We start from the raw sequence: 17499 nt of genomic DNA, 5'->3' as shown, positions 1-17499 counted from the left end.
GACCCTTCCGTAACGAAGGGCCCTTCTCGACTCCACCCCACCCCCCACCCGCCGAGAGCTACTCCGTCGCCGGCCGCCGCAACACCACCACGGAGCGCCCGGCGGCCTGCACCTTGCCTCCCGCCGGAGTGTGCGTGCGCTGCGACTCGCCCGCCGCCGCCGTGTCCACCACCAGCTCCCAGTCCGCGCCCCATTCAATGGCCGGCAGCAGGAAGGTGATGGGCTCGTGGTGCGCGTTCATCAGCACCAGGAGCGTGTCTCCCACAATCCGGTTCCCCTCGTCATCCGGCGTGGCGATGGCGTCACCGCCCAGGAGGAAGGCCAGGGAGCGCACGTAGGGCTTCTCCCAGTCGTCCTTCTTCATCTCCTTGCCGTCCGGCCGGAACCACGCGAGGTCCTTCAGCTCGCTGTCCCACATGTGGGCGCCGCGGAAGAAGCGCCGCTTGTGCAGCACCGGCTGCTCGCGCCGCAGCTTGGCCATGCGGCTGGTGAACTCCAGGAGCGCCCGCTGCGTCTCGTTCAGCTCCCAGTGCACCCAGGACAGCTCGTTGTCCTGGCAGTAGGCGTTGTTGTTGCCCCGCTGGGTGCGCCCCATCTCGTCGCCGGCCAGCAGCATGGGCACGCCCTGGGACAGGAAGAGCGTGGCGAGGAAGTTGCGCTTCTGCTGCTCGCGCAGGGCGTTGATTTTCGGGTCCGCCGTCTCGCCCTCCACCCCGCAGTTCCAGGAGTGGTTGTCGTTGGCGCCGTCCCGGTTCTCCTCGCCGTTCGCCTCGTTGTGCTTCTCGTTGTAGGTGACGAGGTCGTGCAGCGTGAAGCCGTCGTGCGCGGTGACGAAGTTGACGCTCGCCGTCGGCTTGCGGCCGGACAGCGAATACAAATCCGAGCTGCCGGTGAGCCGGTAGCCAATCTCCGCCGCCTGCCGGTCATCGCCCTTCCAGTAGCGGCGAATCGTGTCGCGGTACTTCCCGTTCCACTCGCTCCACAGCACCGGGAAGTTGCCCACCTGGTAGCCGAAGTCACCCACGTCCCAGGGCTCGGCGATGAGCTTCACCCGGCTGAGCACCGGGTCCTGGTGGATGATTTGGAAGAAGGCCGCGCGCGTGTCGTAGCCGTGCCTGTCGCGGCCCAGCGTGGTGGCCAGGTCGAAGCGGAACCCGTCCACGTGCATGACCTCCACCCAGTAGCGGAGGGAGTCGATGACGAGCTTCAGCGCGTACGGGTGCGTGGCGTTCCACGAGTTGCCCGTCCCCGTGACGTCATTGAAGTAGCGCGGGTCCTTCTCCGTGAGCCGGTAGTACGCGCCGTTGTCCAGGCCCTTGAAGGACAGCGTGGGCCCGAGGTGGTTGCCCTCGCAGGTGTGGTTGTAGACGACGTCGAGAATCACCTCGATGCCGGCACGGTGGAGCAGCTTCACCATGCCCTTGAACTCGTCCACCTGCTCGCCGCGCGAGCCCGACGAGGCATAGCGCGAGTCCGGCGCGAAGTAGCCCAGCGTGTTGTAGCCCCAGTAGTTCACCTTCCCGCGCTGGGCGAGGAAGGGCTCGTCCACGATGTGGTGGATGGGCAAGAGCTCCACCGAGGTGACGCCCACCTTCTTCAGGTGCTCGATGCTGGCCGGGTGGGCCAGCCCCGCGTAGGTGCCGCGCAGGGCTTCCGGCACGCGCGGGTTCAGCTTGGAGAAGCCCTTGACGTGCACCTCGTAGATGACGGTGTCGTGCCAGGGGATGCGCGGGGACTTGTCACCCTCCCAGTCGAAGGTGTCCGTCAGCACCACCGCCTTGGGCACGCCCGCGGCGTCGTCGCGCGTGTCCTGGATGAGGTCTTCATCCTTGCCCGTGGCGGGGGCCGGGTAGCCGTAGATGGGGGCCTTGTAGTCCACCTTGCCGTGGATGGCCCGCGCGTACGGGTCCACCAGCAGCTTGGCGGGGTTGAAGCGCAGGCCCTTCTTCGGCTCGTGCGGGCCGTGGACGCGCAGGCCATAGAGCGTGCCGGGCTCCAGGTCCGGCGCGTAGCCGTGCCAGACGTGGTTCGTGGTCTCCAGCAGGGGAAAGCGGCGGGTCTCCTTGGAAGGCTCATTCGGGTCGAAGAGGCAGACCTCCACCTTCTTCGCATGCTCGCTGAAGACCGCGAAGTTGACCCCGTGCCCGTCGTACGTGGCGCCCAGGGGGTACGGCTTCCCTGGAAGCACCTCGGCCCGCCTCATCCCGTGCTCCTCTCCAACAGCACCACCGGGAACTCCGCCAGGAGCGGTCCGAGGGGCAGCACCACGCCGCCCGGCCCACGCTCCGGCCGCACCTGGCGCCCGGTGAAGACACTGCGGAACATCATGCCCGCATATGCCTCGGGAAGGTCGAGGAACGTGCTGCCATAAGCGCCCGCCAGTCCTTCCGGGGAATCCAGGGCGGACAAGGTGTAGCGCGGTGCACACGCCAGCACCACGGAGTCCCCGTGCTCGCGGGCGAAGGCCACGGCCGCCCTGGCGCGAGGGCCCGTCAAGTCCAGCGCCCGGTAGCCGCCCGAGCGGAAAAGCACCGGCTGGCGCTGCCGCAGCCGCAGCGACTCGGTCAGCACGTAGAGCTTCACCCGGCCGTCATCCATGTCCGCCACGAGCCGCGCGCACAGCCCGGCCCTGTCGGCCGCGGCCTCCTGGTCCAACGCATCCAAGAGCCGCGCGCGCAGGGTGAAGTCCACCGGCCTGCGGTTGTCCGGGTCCACGAGGGACAAATCCCACAGCTCGCAGCCCTGGTACGTGTCCACCACGCCGGGCGAGGCCAGCTTGAGCAGGAGCTGCCCCAGCGCGTTGTGCTGTCCCGCGCGCTCGAGGTGACGCTTGAATTCGTGCGCGTCCTCCAGGAAGGCGCCGCCGTCCTTATCGTCGAAGCAGCGGTCCACGAAGCGCGCCACCGCGTCGTCGTAGGCGCTGTCCGGGTTGGTCCACGAGGTGCGGACCTTGGCCTCCTTGATGGCCTTGCCCATGTACTCGCGCACGCGGCGCTGGAAGTCCGCCAGCTCGTCCTTCGAGTGCTGCTCGCCCATGGGCCACGCGCCCACCACCGTCTGGAAGAAGAGGTACGTGTCGTTGGGCGACGGCGCGGGGCCGGAGGGCAGCGGGGTGACGAACTTCTCCACGAGGCGGGACCACTTCCTCACCCGCTTGCGCCACTCCTCGGGCAGCTCGGACAGGACGTTGATGCGGGCCCGCACGTCCTCGCTGCGCTTGGTGTCGTGGGTGCTGGAGGTGAGCTGGCTCGCGGGCCAGCGCTCCGCGCGCTCCTGGTTGCGCAGGTGGAAGGTGGTGGCGCGCACGCCGAAGCGCTCCGGCTCGCCGCCCACCTCGTTGAGGCTCACCAGCCGGTTGTAGATGTAGAAGACGGTGTCCTCCAGCCCCTTGGCCATGACGGGGCCTGTCACCTGCTGGAGCTTCATCGCGAAGCGGAGCATGACGGCGCGCTCCTGCTCGTGGGTGTGCTCGGGGTAGCGGCGCAGGAGGATGTCGCGCAGGAAGTCGAAGATGGACGCGTTGGTGGTGGCGTTCTTCTCCTTGGCGCGCTGAATCGTCCACTCGATGTACTGCACGTCGCGCGCGTCCAGCTCCGGGCGCCAGCCGTCCACGTAGGTGCGGTAGACGGGGAACAGGGCGATGAACTCCACCAGCGCGCGCCTCAGCGAGTTGAGCGTGAAGTCGCGCGTGCGGCGGTTCATCTCGGAGATGCGGTTGAGCTCATGGGCCAGCACGTTGATTTCGCTGGCCATGGACACGCGCATGATGAGCAGCTTCTTCTGGTAGACGAGCTCGGCGAAGTCCGTCTTCTCGCCGACGAAGCGCTCGTAGACGTCCGTCAGGGCGTCTTCCGCCTCGGGCTGGACGAAGATGCCGCTCACCGCGTTGGCGAAGCGGTAGCCGGTGGTGCCGTGCACGGCCCAGGACTCGGGCATGCGCTCGCGGCCGCCCTGAATCTTCTCCACCACCACGTACAGCGCCTTGCGCAGCGGGCTGTCCGGGTGCGCCGTCACCTCCGCGCGCCAGCGCTCGCGCAGCGCCGCCTCCACCGCCGTCCAGCGCGTGTCCGCCTCGCCGAGGTCCTGCTGGAAGAGGGCCCGGGCGCGCTCCAGGAAGAAGCGCTCCTGCAGGTCCAGGAAGTAGGCGGTGGGGTCGAACAGGCCGTCCGGGTGGTCGATGCGCAGGCCGGTGACGCAGCCCTCGCGCAGCCAGCGGAAGATGAGCGTGTGCGCCTCCTGGAAGACGTCCGGGTCCTCCTCGCGGATGGCGGCCAGGCCGTTGATGTCGAAGAAGCGACGGTAGTTGATTTCCTCCCCCGCCACGCGCCAGTGCGCCAAACGGTAGCTGCTCGAGGACAGCACCGAGTCCAGCAAGTCGAACGAGCGCGCGTTGCCGGGCTCGCCGTTGAAGACGCGGACGTTGTCCTCGATGTACGCGGTGACTTCGGGGCTGCCCGCCGCCACCGCGGCGAGGCGGCGCTTGATGACCTCCTTCTCGCGGTGGCGCTCCACCACCTTGGCCCGCTCCACCTCGGTGCGCGCCGGCAGGTGCTCAATCGCGGTGAGGACGGAGAGCAGCTCCACCATGCACGGGTGCTCCGCGCCCAGCTTCGCCTCCAGCCGCTCCAGCCCGTGCCGGAGGATGCGCGCGTACTGTCGCGGCGCCACCGGCAGGAGGTGGTCGTAGTAGTGGACGAAGAAGGCTCCATCCCGGAAGGACAGCTTCAGCTCGCCGCGCTCCAGGACGATGCCGTACTGGTCGCCCAGAATCGGCAGCAGCACCTTGTCGCGCAGCTCCTCCTTCACGGGGGCCCAGTCGATGTCGAAGTACTTGGCGTAGACGGACGAGGGGCCGTTCTCCAGCACGTCGAACCAGAGCCGGTTGTCCCGCTCGATGCCCATGTGGTTGGGCACCACGTCCAGCACCTGCCCCATGCCGTGCTCCCGCAGGGCGGAGCACAGGGCGGCGTGGTCCTCGGGCGTGCCCACCTCGGGGTTGAGCTGCTGGTGGTCCGTGCAGTCGTAGCCGTGGGTGCTGCCCGGCGTCGCCTTCAGGTACGGCGAGGCGTACAAGTCACTGGCCCCCAGGCGGGCCAGGTACGGCACCACCTCACGGGCCTGCTGGAAGGTGAAGCCCTTGTGGAGCTGCACCCGGTAGGTGGACAGCGGCGTGTGGGGCCGGGAGCCCAGCTCCCCCTGCACACGTGTATAGAGGCCCTCGGCCACGGCCTCCGCGCTCAGGGTGGCGCCTCCCGCCCCGGTGGAGGCAGTGCCCTCTTCTTCCAGACCATCGCGAAGCATGCCGACGTGAGGTAGGTCCGCCGGAGACCTTCCGCCAGCACGCAGATGCTCGTCCGCCCTCTATCCAACGCTCTGGGGGCATGACGGGTGACCGGGGAAAAGCAGAGGGCCCGCCGCGCAGGGAGCGCGACGAGCCCTCGAGTACGACCCGCTGCCGGACAAAGCCGGCCTCGGTGCTCAGCTCAGCTGCTTGTTCACCAGCGCCGTCATCTCGAACATGGTGACGTTCTTCTTGCCACCGAAGATGGGCTTCAGCTTGTCGTCGGCGTTGATCTGCCGCTTGTTCTTCGCGTCCTGGAGGCCCTGCTTCTTGATGTAGGCCCAGAGCTTCTTGACGACCTCGGTGCGGGGCAGCGGCTTGGCGCCGACAATCTCGGCGAGCGCGGGAGAAGGGGTCATCTCCTTCATGAACGACGCGTTCGGCTTGCGCTTCGCGCCAGCGGTCTTCTTGGCGGCGGGAGCCTTCTTCGCAGCAGCTTTCTTGGCGGCCATTCGTCTCGAGTCTCCTCCCCTCCGAAGGGGACGTTATGCGGCGTGGCTTGTTGTCAAGCTCATGCCGATGCGGCGTAGAAGTAGCACGCCCAAGGCCGAAAAACAGCCCTCTCCTGCGTTTTTCCCTCGGAACTCCCTCGGAAGAACGCCTCTCGAGCCCGAGAATCAGGCCCCGCAGCGCGGTTTCTCCTCGGGAATGACGCGCTCTTGGCGTCTCCCGAGCCCGAAAAATCGGCTCCGGAGCGCGTTTCTCCTCGGGAAATAGCCTTCGGAACGCTTCCCGAGCCCGACAATCAGGCTCCGGCGCGTCCGCCTCCTCGGCGTAGAACAGGACATCCGGCCGGAATTCTCCTTGCGGACGTGGTGTGTTTTTTTGGATGAATCGCCCATGAAAGCCCTCATCACCGGTGCCGGCGGCTTCCTGGGAATCTGGCTGGCCAGAGCCCTGGCGGCGCGCGGCGACGTCGTGACGTGCCTCCTGAGACCGGGGGGTGACGCCTCCGGCCTCGCCGGCATCTCCTACACACGGGTGGACGGGGACGTGACGGTGCCCGCCTCGCTCGGCCCCGCCGTCGCCGGCCAGGATGTCGTCTTCCACCTCGCCGGCGTGCGACGCGGCGCGACGCGCGAGGACTTCATGCGCGTCAACGCCGAGGGCACCCGCATCCTCTGCGACGCCATGGTGGCCGCCGGCCACCGCCCGCGCCTGGTGCTGGCCGGCTCGCTGGCGGCCATGGGGCCCTCCTCCCCTACCCGGCCGCATATTGAAGAGGACCCCTTCCACCCGCACGAGTGGTACGGCGAGAGCAAGGCGGAGGCCGAACGCATCGCCTTCTCCTATGCGGACCGGCTGCCGGTGACGGTGACGCGCCCGCCGCGCATCCTCGGGCCCGGGGACAGGGAGAATCTCACCTTCTTCAAGCTCGCGAAGAAGGGCATCCGCCTGGAGCTCAAGGGCGGCCCCCGCCCGCTCACCATGGTGGACGTGGAGGACGTGGTGGACCTCATGCTCCTCCAGGCCGAGCACCCGAAGGCGCTGGGCGAGGCCTTCTTCTGCGCCGGCCCCGGCGCGCCCCTCACCTTGGAGGAGGTGCAGGACCTGGGCGCGAAGGCCCTGGGGCTGCACCCTCGCACGGTGCGGCTGAGCCCCGGGGTGCTCCAGGCGCTGGCCTCGGTGGCGGACGGAATGTCGCAGGTGACGGGCCGGAAGCTGCCCCTCAACCGGAAGCTGGCGCGGCAGCTGCTCGCCCCCGCCTGGACGTGCTCCGGCGCCAAGGCCGAGCGGCTGCTCGGTTTTCACCCCCGGCGCGACCTGGCGGACTCCATCCGCCGCAGCGCGGAGTGGTACCGCCAGCAGGGCTGGTTATAGAGCGCCACCATCGTTGACCACACCCCCCTAGGAGTGTCAGGAAGCCCGCTGCCCCCATGCCCGCGAAAGCTGCCTTTTTCGATGTCGACGGGACGCTCGTGAAGACGAACGTCGTCCACGTCTACGCGTACTACGCGATGAACCGTGGCTCGGTCCTGGGCATCGCCGGAAGGACGCTCAGCACGGCCCTCAGCGTGCCCCTCTTCGGCGTCATGGACGTCGTCGACCGGAAGACGTTCAACGAGTTCTTCTACCGCTACTACGCGGGGTTGACCGAGGACCGGCTCCTCACCATTGCCCAGGACATGTTCGAGGACGTGCTCCAGCCGGCCCTCTTCGAGCAGTCCCAGGACCTCATCGACCAGGCGCGTCGCAGTGGCTGCAAGGTGGTGCTCGTCACCGGCGCGCTGGACTTCACCATGCGCCCGCTCGCCCGGCACCTGGGCGTGGACGACATGATCGCCAACAAGATGCAGTTCGTGGGCGGCAAGGCCACCGGCAAGGTGATTCCGCCCATCATCGAAGGCGCGAACAAGGCCAACGCCATCCGCGCCTACTGCGTGAAGGAGGGCCTGGCGCTGGACCAGTGCCACGGCTACTCCGACAGCGCCTCCGACTACGCGATGCTCGCGGTGGTGGGCCGTCCCACCGCTGTGAATCCGGACATGCGCCTGCGCTCCATCGCGCGCGCGTACAACTGGCCCATCCTCGACCTCAAGTAGGCCCCGTTCCCCATGCGCCCGTTCAAGACGCTCCAGAAGCTGTACGACGAGGAAAGCCAGGTGGTCATCACGGAGAAGGGCAGCCCCCCTCGGGCGCTCTTCTACGGCGAGGGCTTCCTGCAGGAAGATCTGCCCGTCGGTACGCGGGTCATCTTCCCGCGCCCGCCCCTGGCCGGCGTGCCCAACGTGAAGGCCGCCATCCGCTGGGCCATCAACCACCCGGAGGGCATGGAGCCGCTGCACGCCCTGCTCAAGCCGGGCATGCGCCTGACGTGCGTCATCGACGACATCAGCGTCCCGCTGCCGCCCATGGTGACGCCGGACGTGCGCCAGTCCATCCTGGAGGTGGTGCTGGAGCTGGCCGCCGACAGCGGCGTGGATGACATCCACCTCGTCATCGCCAACGCGCTGCACCGCCGCATGACGGAAGGCGAGATGCGGCGCATGGTGGGCCAGAAGATCTACGACGAGTTCTACCCGGACCGTTACTACAACCACGACGCCGAGGACCCGGACGGCATCGTCGCGCTGGAGCGCACGTCGCACGGTGAAGAAGTCTCCGTGAACCGCCGCGTGGCGGAGAGCGACCTCATCGTCTACGTCAACGTGAACTTCGTGCCCATGAACGGCGGGCACAAGTCCATGGGCACGGGCGTGTCCAACTACGCCTCGCTGCGCCACCACCACAACCCGAAGACCATTCGCGCCTCCGACAGCTACATGGAGCCGAAGGCCAGCGCGCTCTACCGCAGCAACGAGCGCATCGGCCGCAACATCGACAAGCACCTGAAGGTCTTCCACATCGAGACGTCGCTGAACAACCGCATGTTCGGCGGGCCGACGGACTTCCTCGCCAAGAAGGAAGAGGACTACACGGAAGGCGACCGCCTGAAGTTCCAGGCCATGCGCTACGCGCTGTCCAAGATGCCGCGCGCGGCGGCGCGCAAGGTGCTCAGCGCGGTTCCCGCGCCCTATGAAGTCACGGGCGTGTTCGCCGGGGCCACCGAGCCCGCGCACCAGAAGACGCTGGAGGCGAGCTGGAAGCAGTACGTGGTGCCGGTGGAGGGGCAGAGCGACATCGTCATCTTCCCCATCCCCTTCATCTCTCCGTACAGCGTCAACTCCATCCTCAACCCGCTGCTCGTGCAGGTGATGGGGCTGGGCTACTTCTTCAACCTCAACCGCGGCGTGCCGCTGGTGAAGAAGGGCGGCGTGCTGATTCTGCTGCACCCGGCCTACGACGAGTTCGACCCCGAGCACCACCCCAGCTACATCGAGTTCTTCAACCGGCTGCTGCCGGAGACGCGCGACTCCATGAAGCTGGAGCACAAGTACGAGAAGGAGTTCGCGGAGAACCCCAGCTACGTGCACCTGTACCGCAAGGGCAACGCCTACCACGGCGTGCACCCCTTCTACATGTGGTACTGGGGCGAGAACGGCCGCCAGCACGTGGGCAAGGTCATCGTCGCGGGCGCGGAGAACAACCACGTCCCCGCCCTCATGGGCTGGGACCGCACCGACACCCTCACCGAGGCGATTGAAGAGGCGCGCGGCTTCATGGGCCGCTCGGCCACCATCAGCCTGCTGCGCATTGCCCCCACGGTGATGGTGGACGTGAAGTGAGGCCGCCCATGACTCAGCCGCAGCTCCCCGAGCTGAACGTCTCCCGCGTCTTCACCGGCAAGCGCATCCTGTTCGCGGGCTCCACCGGCTTCGTGGGCAAGGTGACGCTGTCCATGCTGCTGCACCGCTACGGGCAGGAGCTGGACAAGGTGTACGTGCTGGTCCGCAAGGGCAGCGCGGCCTCCGCCGAGCGGCGCTTCTTCGACAAGGTGGCCACCAGCGAGCCCTTCCAGCCCCTGCGCGACGCGTACGGCGAGGCCGGCGCCCTGGAGTTCATCAAGAAGAAGTGCCAGGTGCTCGACGGCGACATCACCGACCCGTGGGTGGGCCTGGAAGAGGCGCAGGTCGCGGAGCTCACCGGCAAGGTGCACGCCTTCGTCAACTGCGCGGGCCTGGTGTCGTTCAACCCGTCGCTGGAGGTGGGCCTCAACGTCAACACCCACGGCGTGAAGTTCGCCGCCGAGCTGGCGGTGCGCTGGGGCGTGCCGCTGGTGCACATGTCCACCGCCTTCGTGGCGGGCAACCGCGACGGGCTCGTCTTCGAGGACGAGGAGGTGCGCGGCTATTTCCCGCGCCGGGACGAGCTGGACGGGCGCGACTTCAGCCTGGACCAGGAGCTGGCGGACGCGGAGCGCATCGTCGCGCGGCTGCGCGAGCAGGCCGACGACAAGGCCCTCACGTCCACCTTCCGCAAGAAGGCGCTGGACCGGTTGGCCGAGGAAGGCCGCGACGTCAACGACGAGAAGACGCTGCGCCTCGCGGTGGGCCGCGAGCGCAAGCTGTGGCTGAGCGGCGAGCTGGTGCGCGCCGGCATGGAGCGCGCCGCGCACTGGGGCTGGCCCAATACGTATACGTATACGAAGTCCCTGGGCGAGCAGGTGCTCGCGAGCACGCCGGGGCTGCGCTACTCCATCGTGCGTCCCTCGATTGTCGAGAGCGCGATGCACTTCCCCTTCCCCGGGTGGAACGAGGGCTTCACCACGTCCGCGCCGCTGGCCTTCGCGGGCATCAAGGGGCCGGGTGGCATCCCCGCCGGGGAGAGCACCATCCTGGACATCATCCCGGTGGACCAGGTGGCCGGGGCCACCATCGGCATCACCGCGCACGCCATCGAGGTGGAGGAGCGGCGCGTCTACCATCTGGCGTCCGGTGACGTGAATCCGTTCTACGCCAGCCGCTCCGTGGAGCTGGTGGGCCTGTACCGGCGGCGCTACTACCGCAACCGCGAGACGGGCAACAAGCTGATGAACTCGCTGCGCTCGCGCCTGGAGCCGCAGCCCGTCAGCAAGAAGGAGTTCGAGCTGTTCAGCGCGCCCATGCTGGTGCGCGGCGCGAAGTTCCTGAAGAAGGCCATCGACGAGGTGCGGCCCGCGTGGGGCGCCCCCGCCGTGCAGGCCATGCTGGACAAGGCGAAGGTGTCGCTCAACGACGTCGAGGAGCAGAACCAGGGCCTCATCGCGCTCACGGACCTGTTCCTGCCGTTCCTCTACGAGAACCGCTACGTCTTCCGCTGCGACAACACGCGCTCCGTCTACGCGCGCATGGTGCACGCGGACCGGATGAAGGTGCCCTGGGCGCCCGAGCACATCGACTGGCGCGCCTACTTCATGGAGACGCACCTGCCCGGCCTGGAGAAGTGGGTGTTCCCCGGCCTGGAGGAGGAGCGCGAGAAGCGCACCGTCATCCCCGCGCACCGCGACCTGCTGGAGCTGCTCGAGGCCACGGTGCACGCGTACCGGCACCGCGTGGCCTTCCGCATGGTGGCCGGCGAGAAGGAGGAGCGCTTCACCTTCGGCGAGGTGCACCGCTACGCCTCGCGCGTGGGCAGCTTCCTCCTGAGCAAGGGAATCAAGCACGGGGACCGGGTGCTGCTCGTCTCGGAGAACCGGCCCGAGTGGGGCATCTGCTACTTCGGAATCCTGCGCGCGGGCGCCACGGCCGTGCCGGTGGACCCGGGCCTCAGCGAGGCGGAGCTGCTCAACATCTCCCGCCGGGCGGAGGCGCGCGCGTGCCTGTTGTCCGAGGACGCCGTGCACGACTTCCCCGGCCTCGTCACCGCGCTGGGCGAGGGCGTCACGGTGGCGAGCCTCGCCGAGGCGATGACGGGCGACCCGGCGCACCCGGACCGCATCGGCCCGGTGAAGAAGTCCGCGTCCGCGGATGACCTGGCCAGCGTCATCTTCACCTCCGGCACCACGGGCACGCCCAAGGGCGTGATGCTCACGCACCGCAACTTCGCCTCGCTGGTGGCGAAGCTGGCCGGCCAGTTCGACATCGGCGTGGGTGACGGCGTGCTGTCCGTGCTGCCGCTGCACCACACCTTCGAGTTCTCCGCCGGCTTCCTCACGCCCTTCTGGCGCGGCGCGGAAATCACGTACATCGACGAGCTGACGTCGGACCGGCTGGGCGAGGTGTTCGAGACGGGCCGCATCACCGCCATGGTGGGCGTGCCCGCGCTGTGGCAGCTCCTGCACCGGAAGATTACGCAGGAGTTCGCCAGCCGCCCGCCGTTCATCGAGCAGGCGCTGAAGGCGCTGATGGCCACGCACGGCGAGCTGCGCAACCGGGGCAACATCAACCTGGGCAAGCTGCTCTTCTGGCCGGTGCACCGCAAGTTCGGCGGGCGCATCAAGGTGCTCGTCTCGGGCGGCTCGGCGCTGCCGGATGAGGTCCACAAGGCCTTCCACGAGCTGGGCTTCAACATCACCGAGGGCTACGGCCTGACGGAGGCCGCGCCGGTGCTGTCGGTGACGGAGCCCGGCAACAAGCGCCAGCCCGGCACGGTGGGCCGGCCGCTGCCCGGCATCGAGCTGAAAATCCTCAACCCGGACAACGACGGGCTGGGCGAGGTGCTCGCCAAGGGCCCCAACGTCATGCCCGGCTACTTCGGGGACCGCGACGCCACGGACGCGGTGCTCAAGGAAGGGTGGCTCTACACGGGAGACCTGGGGCGCCTGGACGCGGAGGGACGGCTGTACCTCGTCGGCCGCGCGAAGGACGTCATCATCGACCACAACGGGAAGAACATCTACCCGGACGAGCTGGAGGAGCTGTACCAGGAGCACACGCACATCAAGGAGCTGTCCATCGTCGGCCTGCCCGACGAGGCGGGCGGCGAGAAGGTGGCGTGCCTGTGCGTGCCGGACTACGGCGACCGCCCACGCGAGGAGGTACGGCGCGAGGTGGAGGAGCACTTCCGCAAGGTGGGCGCGGACATGCCCTTCTACCGCCGCGTGAAGGTGCTGCGGCTGTGGGACGGTGAGCTGCCCCGCACCGCCAAGCGCAGCGTGAAGCGCAAGCAGGTGGTGGAGGAGCTGCAGCGGCTGGAGCGCATGGCCGCCAGCGCCAGCAAGGCGCGCGAGAAGGTGGCCCACCCCGGCAGCGGCGGCGTGGCGGACTGGCTCTACCCGCTCATCGCCGAGGTGTGCCACCGCCCGGTGGCCGACGTGCGGCCGGATGCGCTGCTCTCCGGAGACCTGGGCTTCGACTCGCTGATGCTCACCGAGCTGTCCTCGGCGCTGGAGGGCGCGGGCGTGCCGCTGCCGGCGATTGAAGACCTGACGCAGGTGCAGACGGTGGAGGACCTGCGCAAGGTGGTGGCGGCCTCGGGCAAGCGCCCCTCCGCGGAGACTCGCGCGAGGGACATCAGCAAGGAGAACGCGCGCGACGAGGAGGTGGAGATTCCGGTGCCCGAAGTCGTCGCGGACGTGGGCCGGCAGATTCTCGCCTTCGGGCAGAAGGTGCTCTACGGCGGCGTCTTCGACACCAAGGTGACGGGCAAGCCCTTCATCCCGCAGAACCGCAACTTCCTCGTCATCGCCAACCACTCCAGCCACCTGGACGCGGGGCTGGTGCGCATGGCGCTCGGCGAGCAGGGCGAGCGGCTCGTGTCCCTGGCGGCGCGCGACTACTTCTTCAACACGCCGCTCAAGCGCGCCTGGTTCGAGAACTTCACCAACCTCATCCCGATTGAACGGCAGGGCTCGCTGCGCGAGTCGCTGCGCATGGCGGGCGAGGCGCTGCGCCAGGGCTACAACGTCCTCATCTTCCCGGAGGGCACGCGCTCCACCACGGGGGAGATGCTGGAGTTCAAGAACACGCTCGGCTACCTCGCCCTCACCTTCCACGTGGACGTGCTGCCGCTCTACATCGAGGGTGCCTTCGACGCGCTGCCCAAGGGCTCGGTGTTCCCCAAGTCGAAGAACCTCGAGGTGCACATCGGCCCGGTGCTGGGGCACGAGACGCTGCGCGCGCGCGTGCAGGGCATGGCGCGCTCGGAGGGCTACCGCTACGCCACCCGCATCGCCGAGGACGCGATGCGCGCGCTCAAGTCCGGCCGCGTGCTGGACCTCAACGCGCAGGAGCCCGCGCCCCACACGACGACGGCGCTCACCCGCGCCTCCACCGGAACCGGAGGGAAGGACTCGTGAAGCTGCTGGTGACGGGAGGCACGGGATTCCTGGGCACGCACCTGGTGCCCAGGCTGGTGGCGGCGGGGCACTCGGTGCGGCTCATCGGCCGCTCGAAGCCCTCGGGCCCGGCGTACGCGGGCACGGAGTACGTCGCCGGTGACTTGAAGGACAGGGACGCGGTGCGCCGCGCGCTCCAGGGCGTGGAGGGCGTCTACCACCTCGCGGGGCTCGTCTCCTTCCAGCCGAAGGACGCGCGGAAGATGTTCGAGCTGCACGTGGACAGCACGCGCGAATTGCTGCGCGACGTGCGCGAGGCCGGCGTGAAGCGCGTGGTGCTGGCCTCCACGTCCGGGACGATTGCGGTGTCGAAGGAGGAGCGCGTCGGCACCGAGGACGACGACTACCCGATTACGGTGGTGGGGCGCTGGCCGTACTACCTGTCCAAAATCTACGAGGAGAAGCTGGCGCTGGAGTACTGCCGCAAGCACGGCATCCCCCTCGTGGTGCTCAACCCCAGCCTGCTGATGGGGCCGGGCGATGACAGGCTCTCCTCCACGTGGACGGTGGTGAAGTTCCTCAACCAGGAGATTCCAGCCATGCCGGGCGGCGGCATCTCCTTCGTGGACGCGCGCGACGCGGCGGATGCCTTCGTCAACGCGCTCACCCGGGGCGAGGTGTACGGCCGTCACCTGATGGGGGTGAATCTCTCCATGGTGGACTTCTTCAAGCGGCTGGAGCGAATCACCGGCGTGCCCGCGCCGCGGCTGCGCCTGCCCTCGCAGGTGAACGTGCTGGGCAGCAAGCTGCTGGAGCGCTGGGCAAAGGTGCGCGGCACGAAGCCCGTGCTGGACCCGCAGGAGGTCGAAATCGGCGAGCACTGGTTCTGGCTGGACGCGGCCAAGGCGGAGGCCGAGCTGGGCTTCCGCGCGCGCGACATCCACGAGACGCTCAGCGAGACGGTGCAGTTCATCTACGGGAAGATGCCGCCCCAGGCCCTGCCAGGGACGAAGGGCCGCCTCGCGGATTTGCGCGAAGGCACCTGAGCCTGAAGTGCATCCTCTGGGGCCCGCGAGCCGGGCCTACCGGTGGAGCGGGCGCTGCGCCTCGTCCACGAGGCGCGCGGCCCAGGGCTCGGAGCGGTGGCTCCACACCCAGGCCGCGCCGAGGAAGCCGAGCCCGAGCAGAATCAACAGCAGCCGAGCGAAGGCGGAGGGCCCCGCGTCCTTGGCCACGGCCTAGCCCACCACCCGGTTGCGGCCCGTCTTCTTCGCCTTGTACAGGTTGGCGTCCGCGACCTTGATGAAGTGCGCGGGCTCGGTCATGTCGGGCGTCATCTCCGCCACGCCGATGGAGATGGTGACGGGAATCTCCTTCTCGTCGTAGACGAAGGACTTCTCCTCGACGAGCCGGCGAATCTTCTCCGCGAACAGGCGCGCCTTCTCCGGCCCGTCCTCGGGCATGACGAGGGCGAACTCCTCACCGCCGTAGCGCGCGAAGCACTGCTCGCGGCGCACCATGCGCTTGATGGACTGGGCCAATTCGCGCAGCACGTAGTCCCCGGCGAGGTGGCCATGGACGTCGTTGATCTGCTTGAAGTGGTCGATGTCGAACATCATCAGCGTGAGCGAGCGCTGGTAGCGCGACGAGCGCCCCATCTCCTTCTCGAGGTACTCGAGGAAGTAGCGCTTGTTGTTCACGCCGGTGAGACCGTCGGCAATCGTCAGCGTGTAGATGGTCTCGTGGTACTGGGTCTCGATGTTGTCGCCATCGAGGAACTTGAAGATGGAGCCGCCCACCTTGATGAGGTCCCCGCTGCGCAGCGGCGAGGCCTGCAGCACCTCCTGGTCGTTCAGGTAGGTGCCGTTGGTGGAGCCCAAATCCTCCACGAACATCCGTCCACCCCGGCCGAGGACGCGCGCGTGCCGCCGGGAGACGTTGTCCAGGTCCACCCAGATGTGGTTGCCCTGGTCTCGTCCGATGGTGAGCTCGGAGTCGATGAGGTACTTCTTGCCCAGCTCGGGACCGTGGATCTGCACGAGGCAGCACTCGGTGCTGCGCTCGGAGCGCACGTCCTTGAGCGTGGAGATTTTAGTGACGCGGGTTTCGTCTCCGGACATCGCGAGGGAAGGCTAGCAGCCCGCCCCTCTCCGGGGAAGCCGTGCAACCTGGCCGGGCCCCTCCGGCGCCGGAGGCCTCCGGGAAGCCCTCACGGAGCGCTTCTCCCACATCCGGCGCCTCGCGCGGCGGACGGAGGACCTGAACAGGCGGTTCGGCATTCAACGAAGGCGGGCGAGCGGGCACGTGTGCCCTTGTCGGACGGGCATTGAGGGCTAACGTCGCCCGCCTATGTCCAAAGTGCTGGCGATGATTCTGGCAGGAGGTGCGGGAACCCGACTGGAGCCGCTCACCCGTGAGCGCGCGAAGCCCGCGGTGCCGTTCGGCGGCCGTTACCGCATCATCGACTTCGTCCTCTCCAACTTCGCGAACTCCGGCGTGTACCGGATGAAGGTGCTGACGCAGTACAAGAGCGACTCGCTGAACAACCACCTGTCCCGCGCGTGGCGGATGACGGCCTTCCTGGGCCACTACGTGGAGTCGGTGCCCGCGCAGATGCGGACCGGCGTGGACTGGTACAAGGGCAGCGCGGACGCCATCTACCAGAACCTCAACATCATCACCGACGAGGAACCGGACCACATCTTCGTCTTCGGCGCGGACCACGTGTACCGGATGGACACGCGGCAGATGTTGGACTTCCACTGCGCGAAGAAGGCCGCGTGCACGGTGGCCGCCATTCCCGTCCCCATTGAGCAGGGGCGCGAGTTCGGCATCATCGACGTGGGGCCGGACGGGCGGATGCTCCAGTTCCTGGAGAAGCCCAGGAATCCACCGCCCATGCCGGGCAACCCGAAGATGTGCCTGGCCTCCATGGGCAACTACCTCTTCACCACGGACGTGCTGGTGCAGGAGGTGGTGCGGGACGCGGCCAACGAGACGAGCGCGCACGACTTCGGCAAGTCCATCATCAGCGAGCTGTACAAGAACGCGCCGGTGTACGTGTACGACTTCGCGCAGAACGAGATTGCCGGCCAGGAAGAGAAGGAGCGCGGCTACTGGCGGGACGTGGGGAACATCGACGTCTACTACGAGTCCAACATGGAGCTCGTGGAGGTGGACCCCATCTTCAACCTGTACAACGACAGGTGGCCCATCCACACGCAGCCCAACAACTACCCGCCGGCCAAGTTCGTCTTCGCGGACAAGGAGAACAACCGCGTGGGCCACGCCACGGACTCGCTGGTGGCGGAGGGCTGCATCATCTCCGGCGGGCACGTGAACCGCTCGGTGCTGTCCCCGAAGGTGCGCGTGAATTCGTACTCGGAGGTGGAGGACTCCATCCTCTTCGAGAACGTCACCATCGGCCGGCGCTGCCGCATCCGCCGGGCCATCATCGACAAGAACGTGGAGATTCCACCGGGCATGACGATTGGCTACGACACGGTGGAGGACAAGCGGCGCTTCCACGTCACGCCCGGGGGCGTGGTGGTGATTCCCAAGGGCATGAAGGTGACCTGAGACG

At 68.0% G+C, this 17499-nt stretch carries 11 protein-coding genes; 6 read left to right on the top strand and 5 right to left on the bottom strand.

The genetic code is table 11. From position 1 onward, the window contains the following. Window positions 1-58: 58 nt before the first annotated feature. The 3 genes from glgX to ACVTJA_RS10885 all read right to left on the bottom strand — a co-directional run bounded on the left by glgX (window position 59) and on the right by ACVTJA_RS10885 (window position 5793). Window positions 59-2203, bottom strand: a complete 2145-nt coding sequence (gene glgX, locus ACVTJA_RS10895; protein ID WP_465836174.1) for a glycogen debranching protein GlgX — start codon at window positions 2201-2203, stop codon at window positions 59-61. After that, window positions 2200-5301 (bottom strand): malto-oligosyltrehalose synthase, encoded by a 3102-nt coding sequence (gene treY / locus ACVTJA_RS10890; RefSeq protein ID WP_465836172.1) that lies wholly within the window; start codon window positions 5299-5301, stop codon window positions 2200-2202. The genes glgX and treY overlap by 4 nt, the downstream gene beginning before the upstream one ends. 177 nt (window positions 5302-5478) lie before the next feature. Then, a complete protein-coding gene (locus tag ACVTJA_RS10885) occupies window positions 5479-5793 on the bottom strand; it encodes an SWIB/MDM2 domain-containing protein (RefSeq protein WP_465836170.1) in 315 nt (104 codons plus the stop codon). A 388-nt stretch (window positions 5794-6181) separates the two neighbouring features. Between ACVTJA_RS10885 and ACVTJA_RS10880 the strand changes: the two genes are divergently transcribed. Genes ACVTJA_RS10880 through ACVTJA_RS10860 form a run of 5 tightly spaced genes read left to right on the top strand, consistent with a single transcriptional unit; the run spans window position 6182 to window position 14962 of the window. Beyond that, entirely contained in the window at window positions 6182-7162 is a 981-nt protein-coding gene (locus ACVTJA_RS10880; protein WP_465836168.1) for an NAD-dependent epimerase/dehydratase family protein, read from the top strand. Between the two features lie 56 nt (window positions 7163-7218). Continuing rightward, window positions 7219-7884 (top strand): HAD family hydrolase, encoded by a 666-nt coding sequence (locus ACVTJA_RS10875; RefSeq protein ID WP_465836166.1) that lies wholly within the window; start codon window positions 7219-7221, stop codon window positions 7882-7884. A gap of 12 nt (window positions 7885-7896) precedes the next feature. Further along, window positions 7897-9507 carry an NPN-dependent hydroxyacid isomerase, LarAH14/15/16 family gene (larAH, locus tag ACVTJA_RS10870; protein ID WP_465836164.1) on the top strand — a complete coding sequence of 537 codons (1611 nt, stop codon included), beginning with the start codon at window positions 7897-7899 and terminating at the stop codon, window positions 9505-9507. An 8-nt stretch (window positions 9508-9515) separates the two neighbouring features. Continuing rightward, a complete protein-coding gene (locus tag ACVTJA_RS10865; protein ID WP_465836162.1) occupies window positions 9516-13937 on the top strand; it encodes an AMP-binding protein in 4422 nt (1473 codons plus the stop codon). Further along, window positions 13934-14962, top strand: coding sequence for an NAD-dependent epimerase/dehydratase family protein (locus ACVTJA_RS10860; protein ID WP_465836160.1), 1029 nt, complete (start codon window positions 13934-13936; stop codon window positions 14960-14962). Before ACVTJA_RS10865 ends, ACVTJA_RS10860 begins: the two co-directional genes overlap by 4 nt. Before the next feature lie 36 nt (window positions 14963-14998). On the opposite strand, the gene ACVTJA_RS10855 is transcribed toward ACVTJA_RS10860, so the two are convergent. Continuing rightward, on the bottom strand, window positions 14999-15151 hold the full coding sequence (locus ACVTJA_RS10855; RefSeq protein ID WP_465836159.1) for a hypothetical protein: 153 nt from the start codon (window positions 15149-15151) through the stop codon (window positions 14999-15001). A 3-nt stretch (window positions 15152-15154) separates the two neighbouring features. Further along, window positions 15155-16036, bottom strand: coding sequence for a diguanylate cyclase (locus ACVTJA_RS10850; RefSeq protein ID WP_465836158.1), 882 nt, complete (start codon window positions 16034-16036; stop codon window positions 15155-15157). A 229-nt stretch (window positions 16037-16265) separates the two neighbouring features. Here ACVTJA_RS10850 and glgC point away from each other — a divergent pair, with 229 nt between their 5' ends. Then, window positions 16266-17495 carry a glucose-1-phosphate adenylyltransferase gene (glgC, locus tag ACVTJA_RS10845; RefSeq protein WP_465836156.1) on the top strand — a complete coding sequence of 410 codons (1230 nt, stop codon included), beginning with the start codon at window positions 16266-16268 and terminating at the stop codon, window positions 17493-17495. The last annotated feature ends 4 nt before the right edge of the window (window positions 17496-17499 follow it).

The organism is Pyxidicoccus sp. M6 (assembly GCF_055568925.1).
The sequence above is the reverse complement of the archived record's forward strand: the minus strand, read 5'-3'. Positions and strand labels throughout refer to the sequence as shown.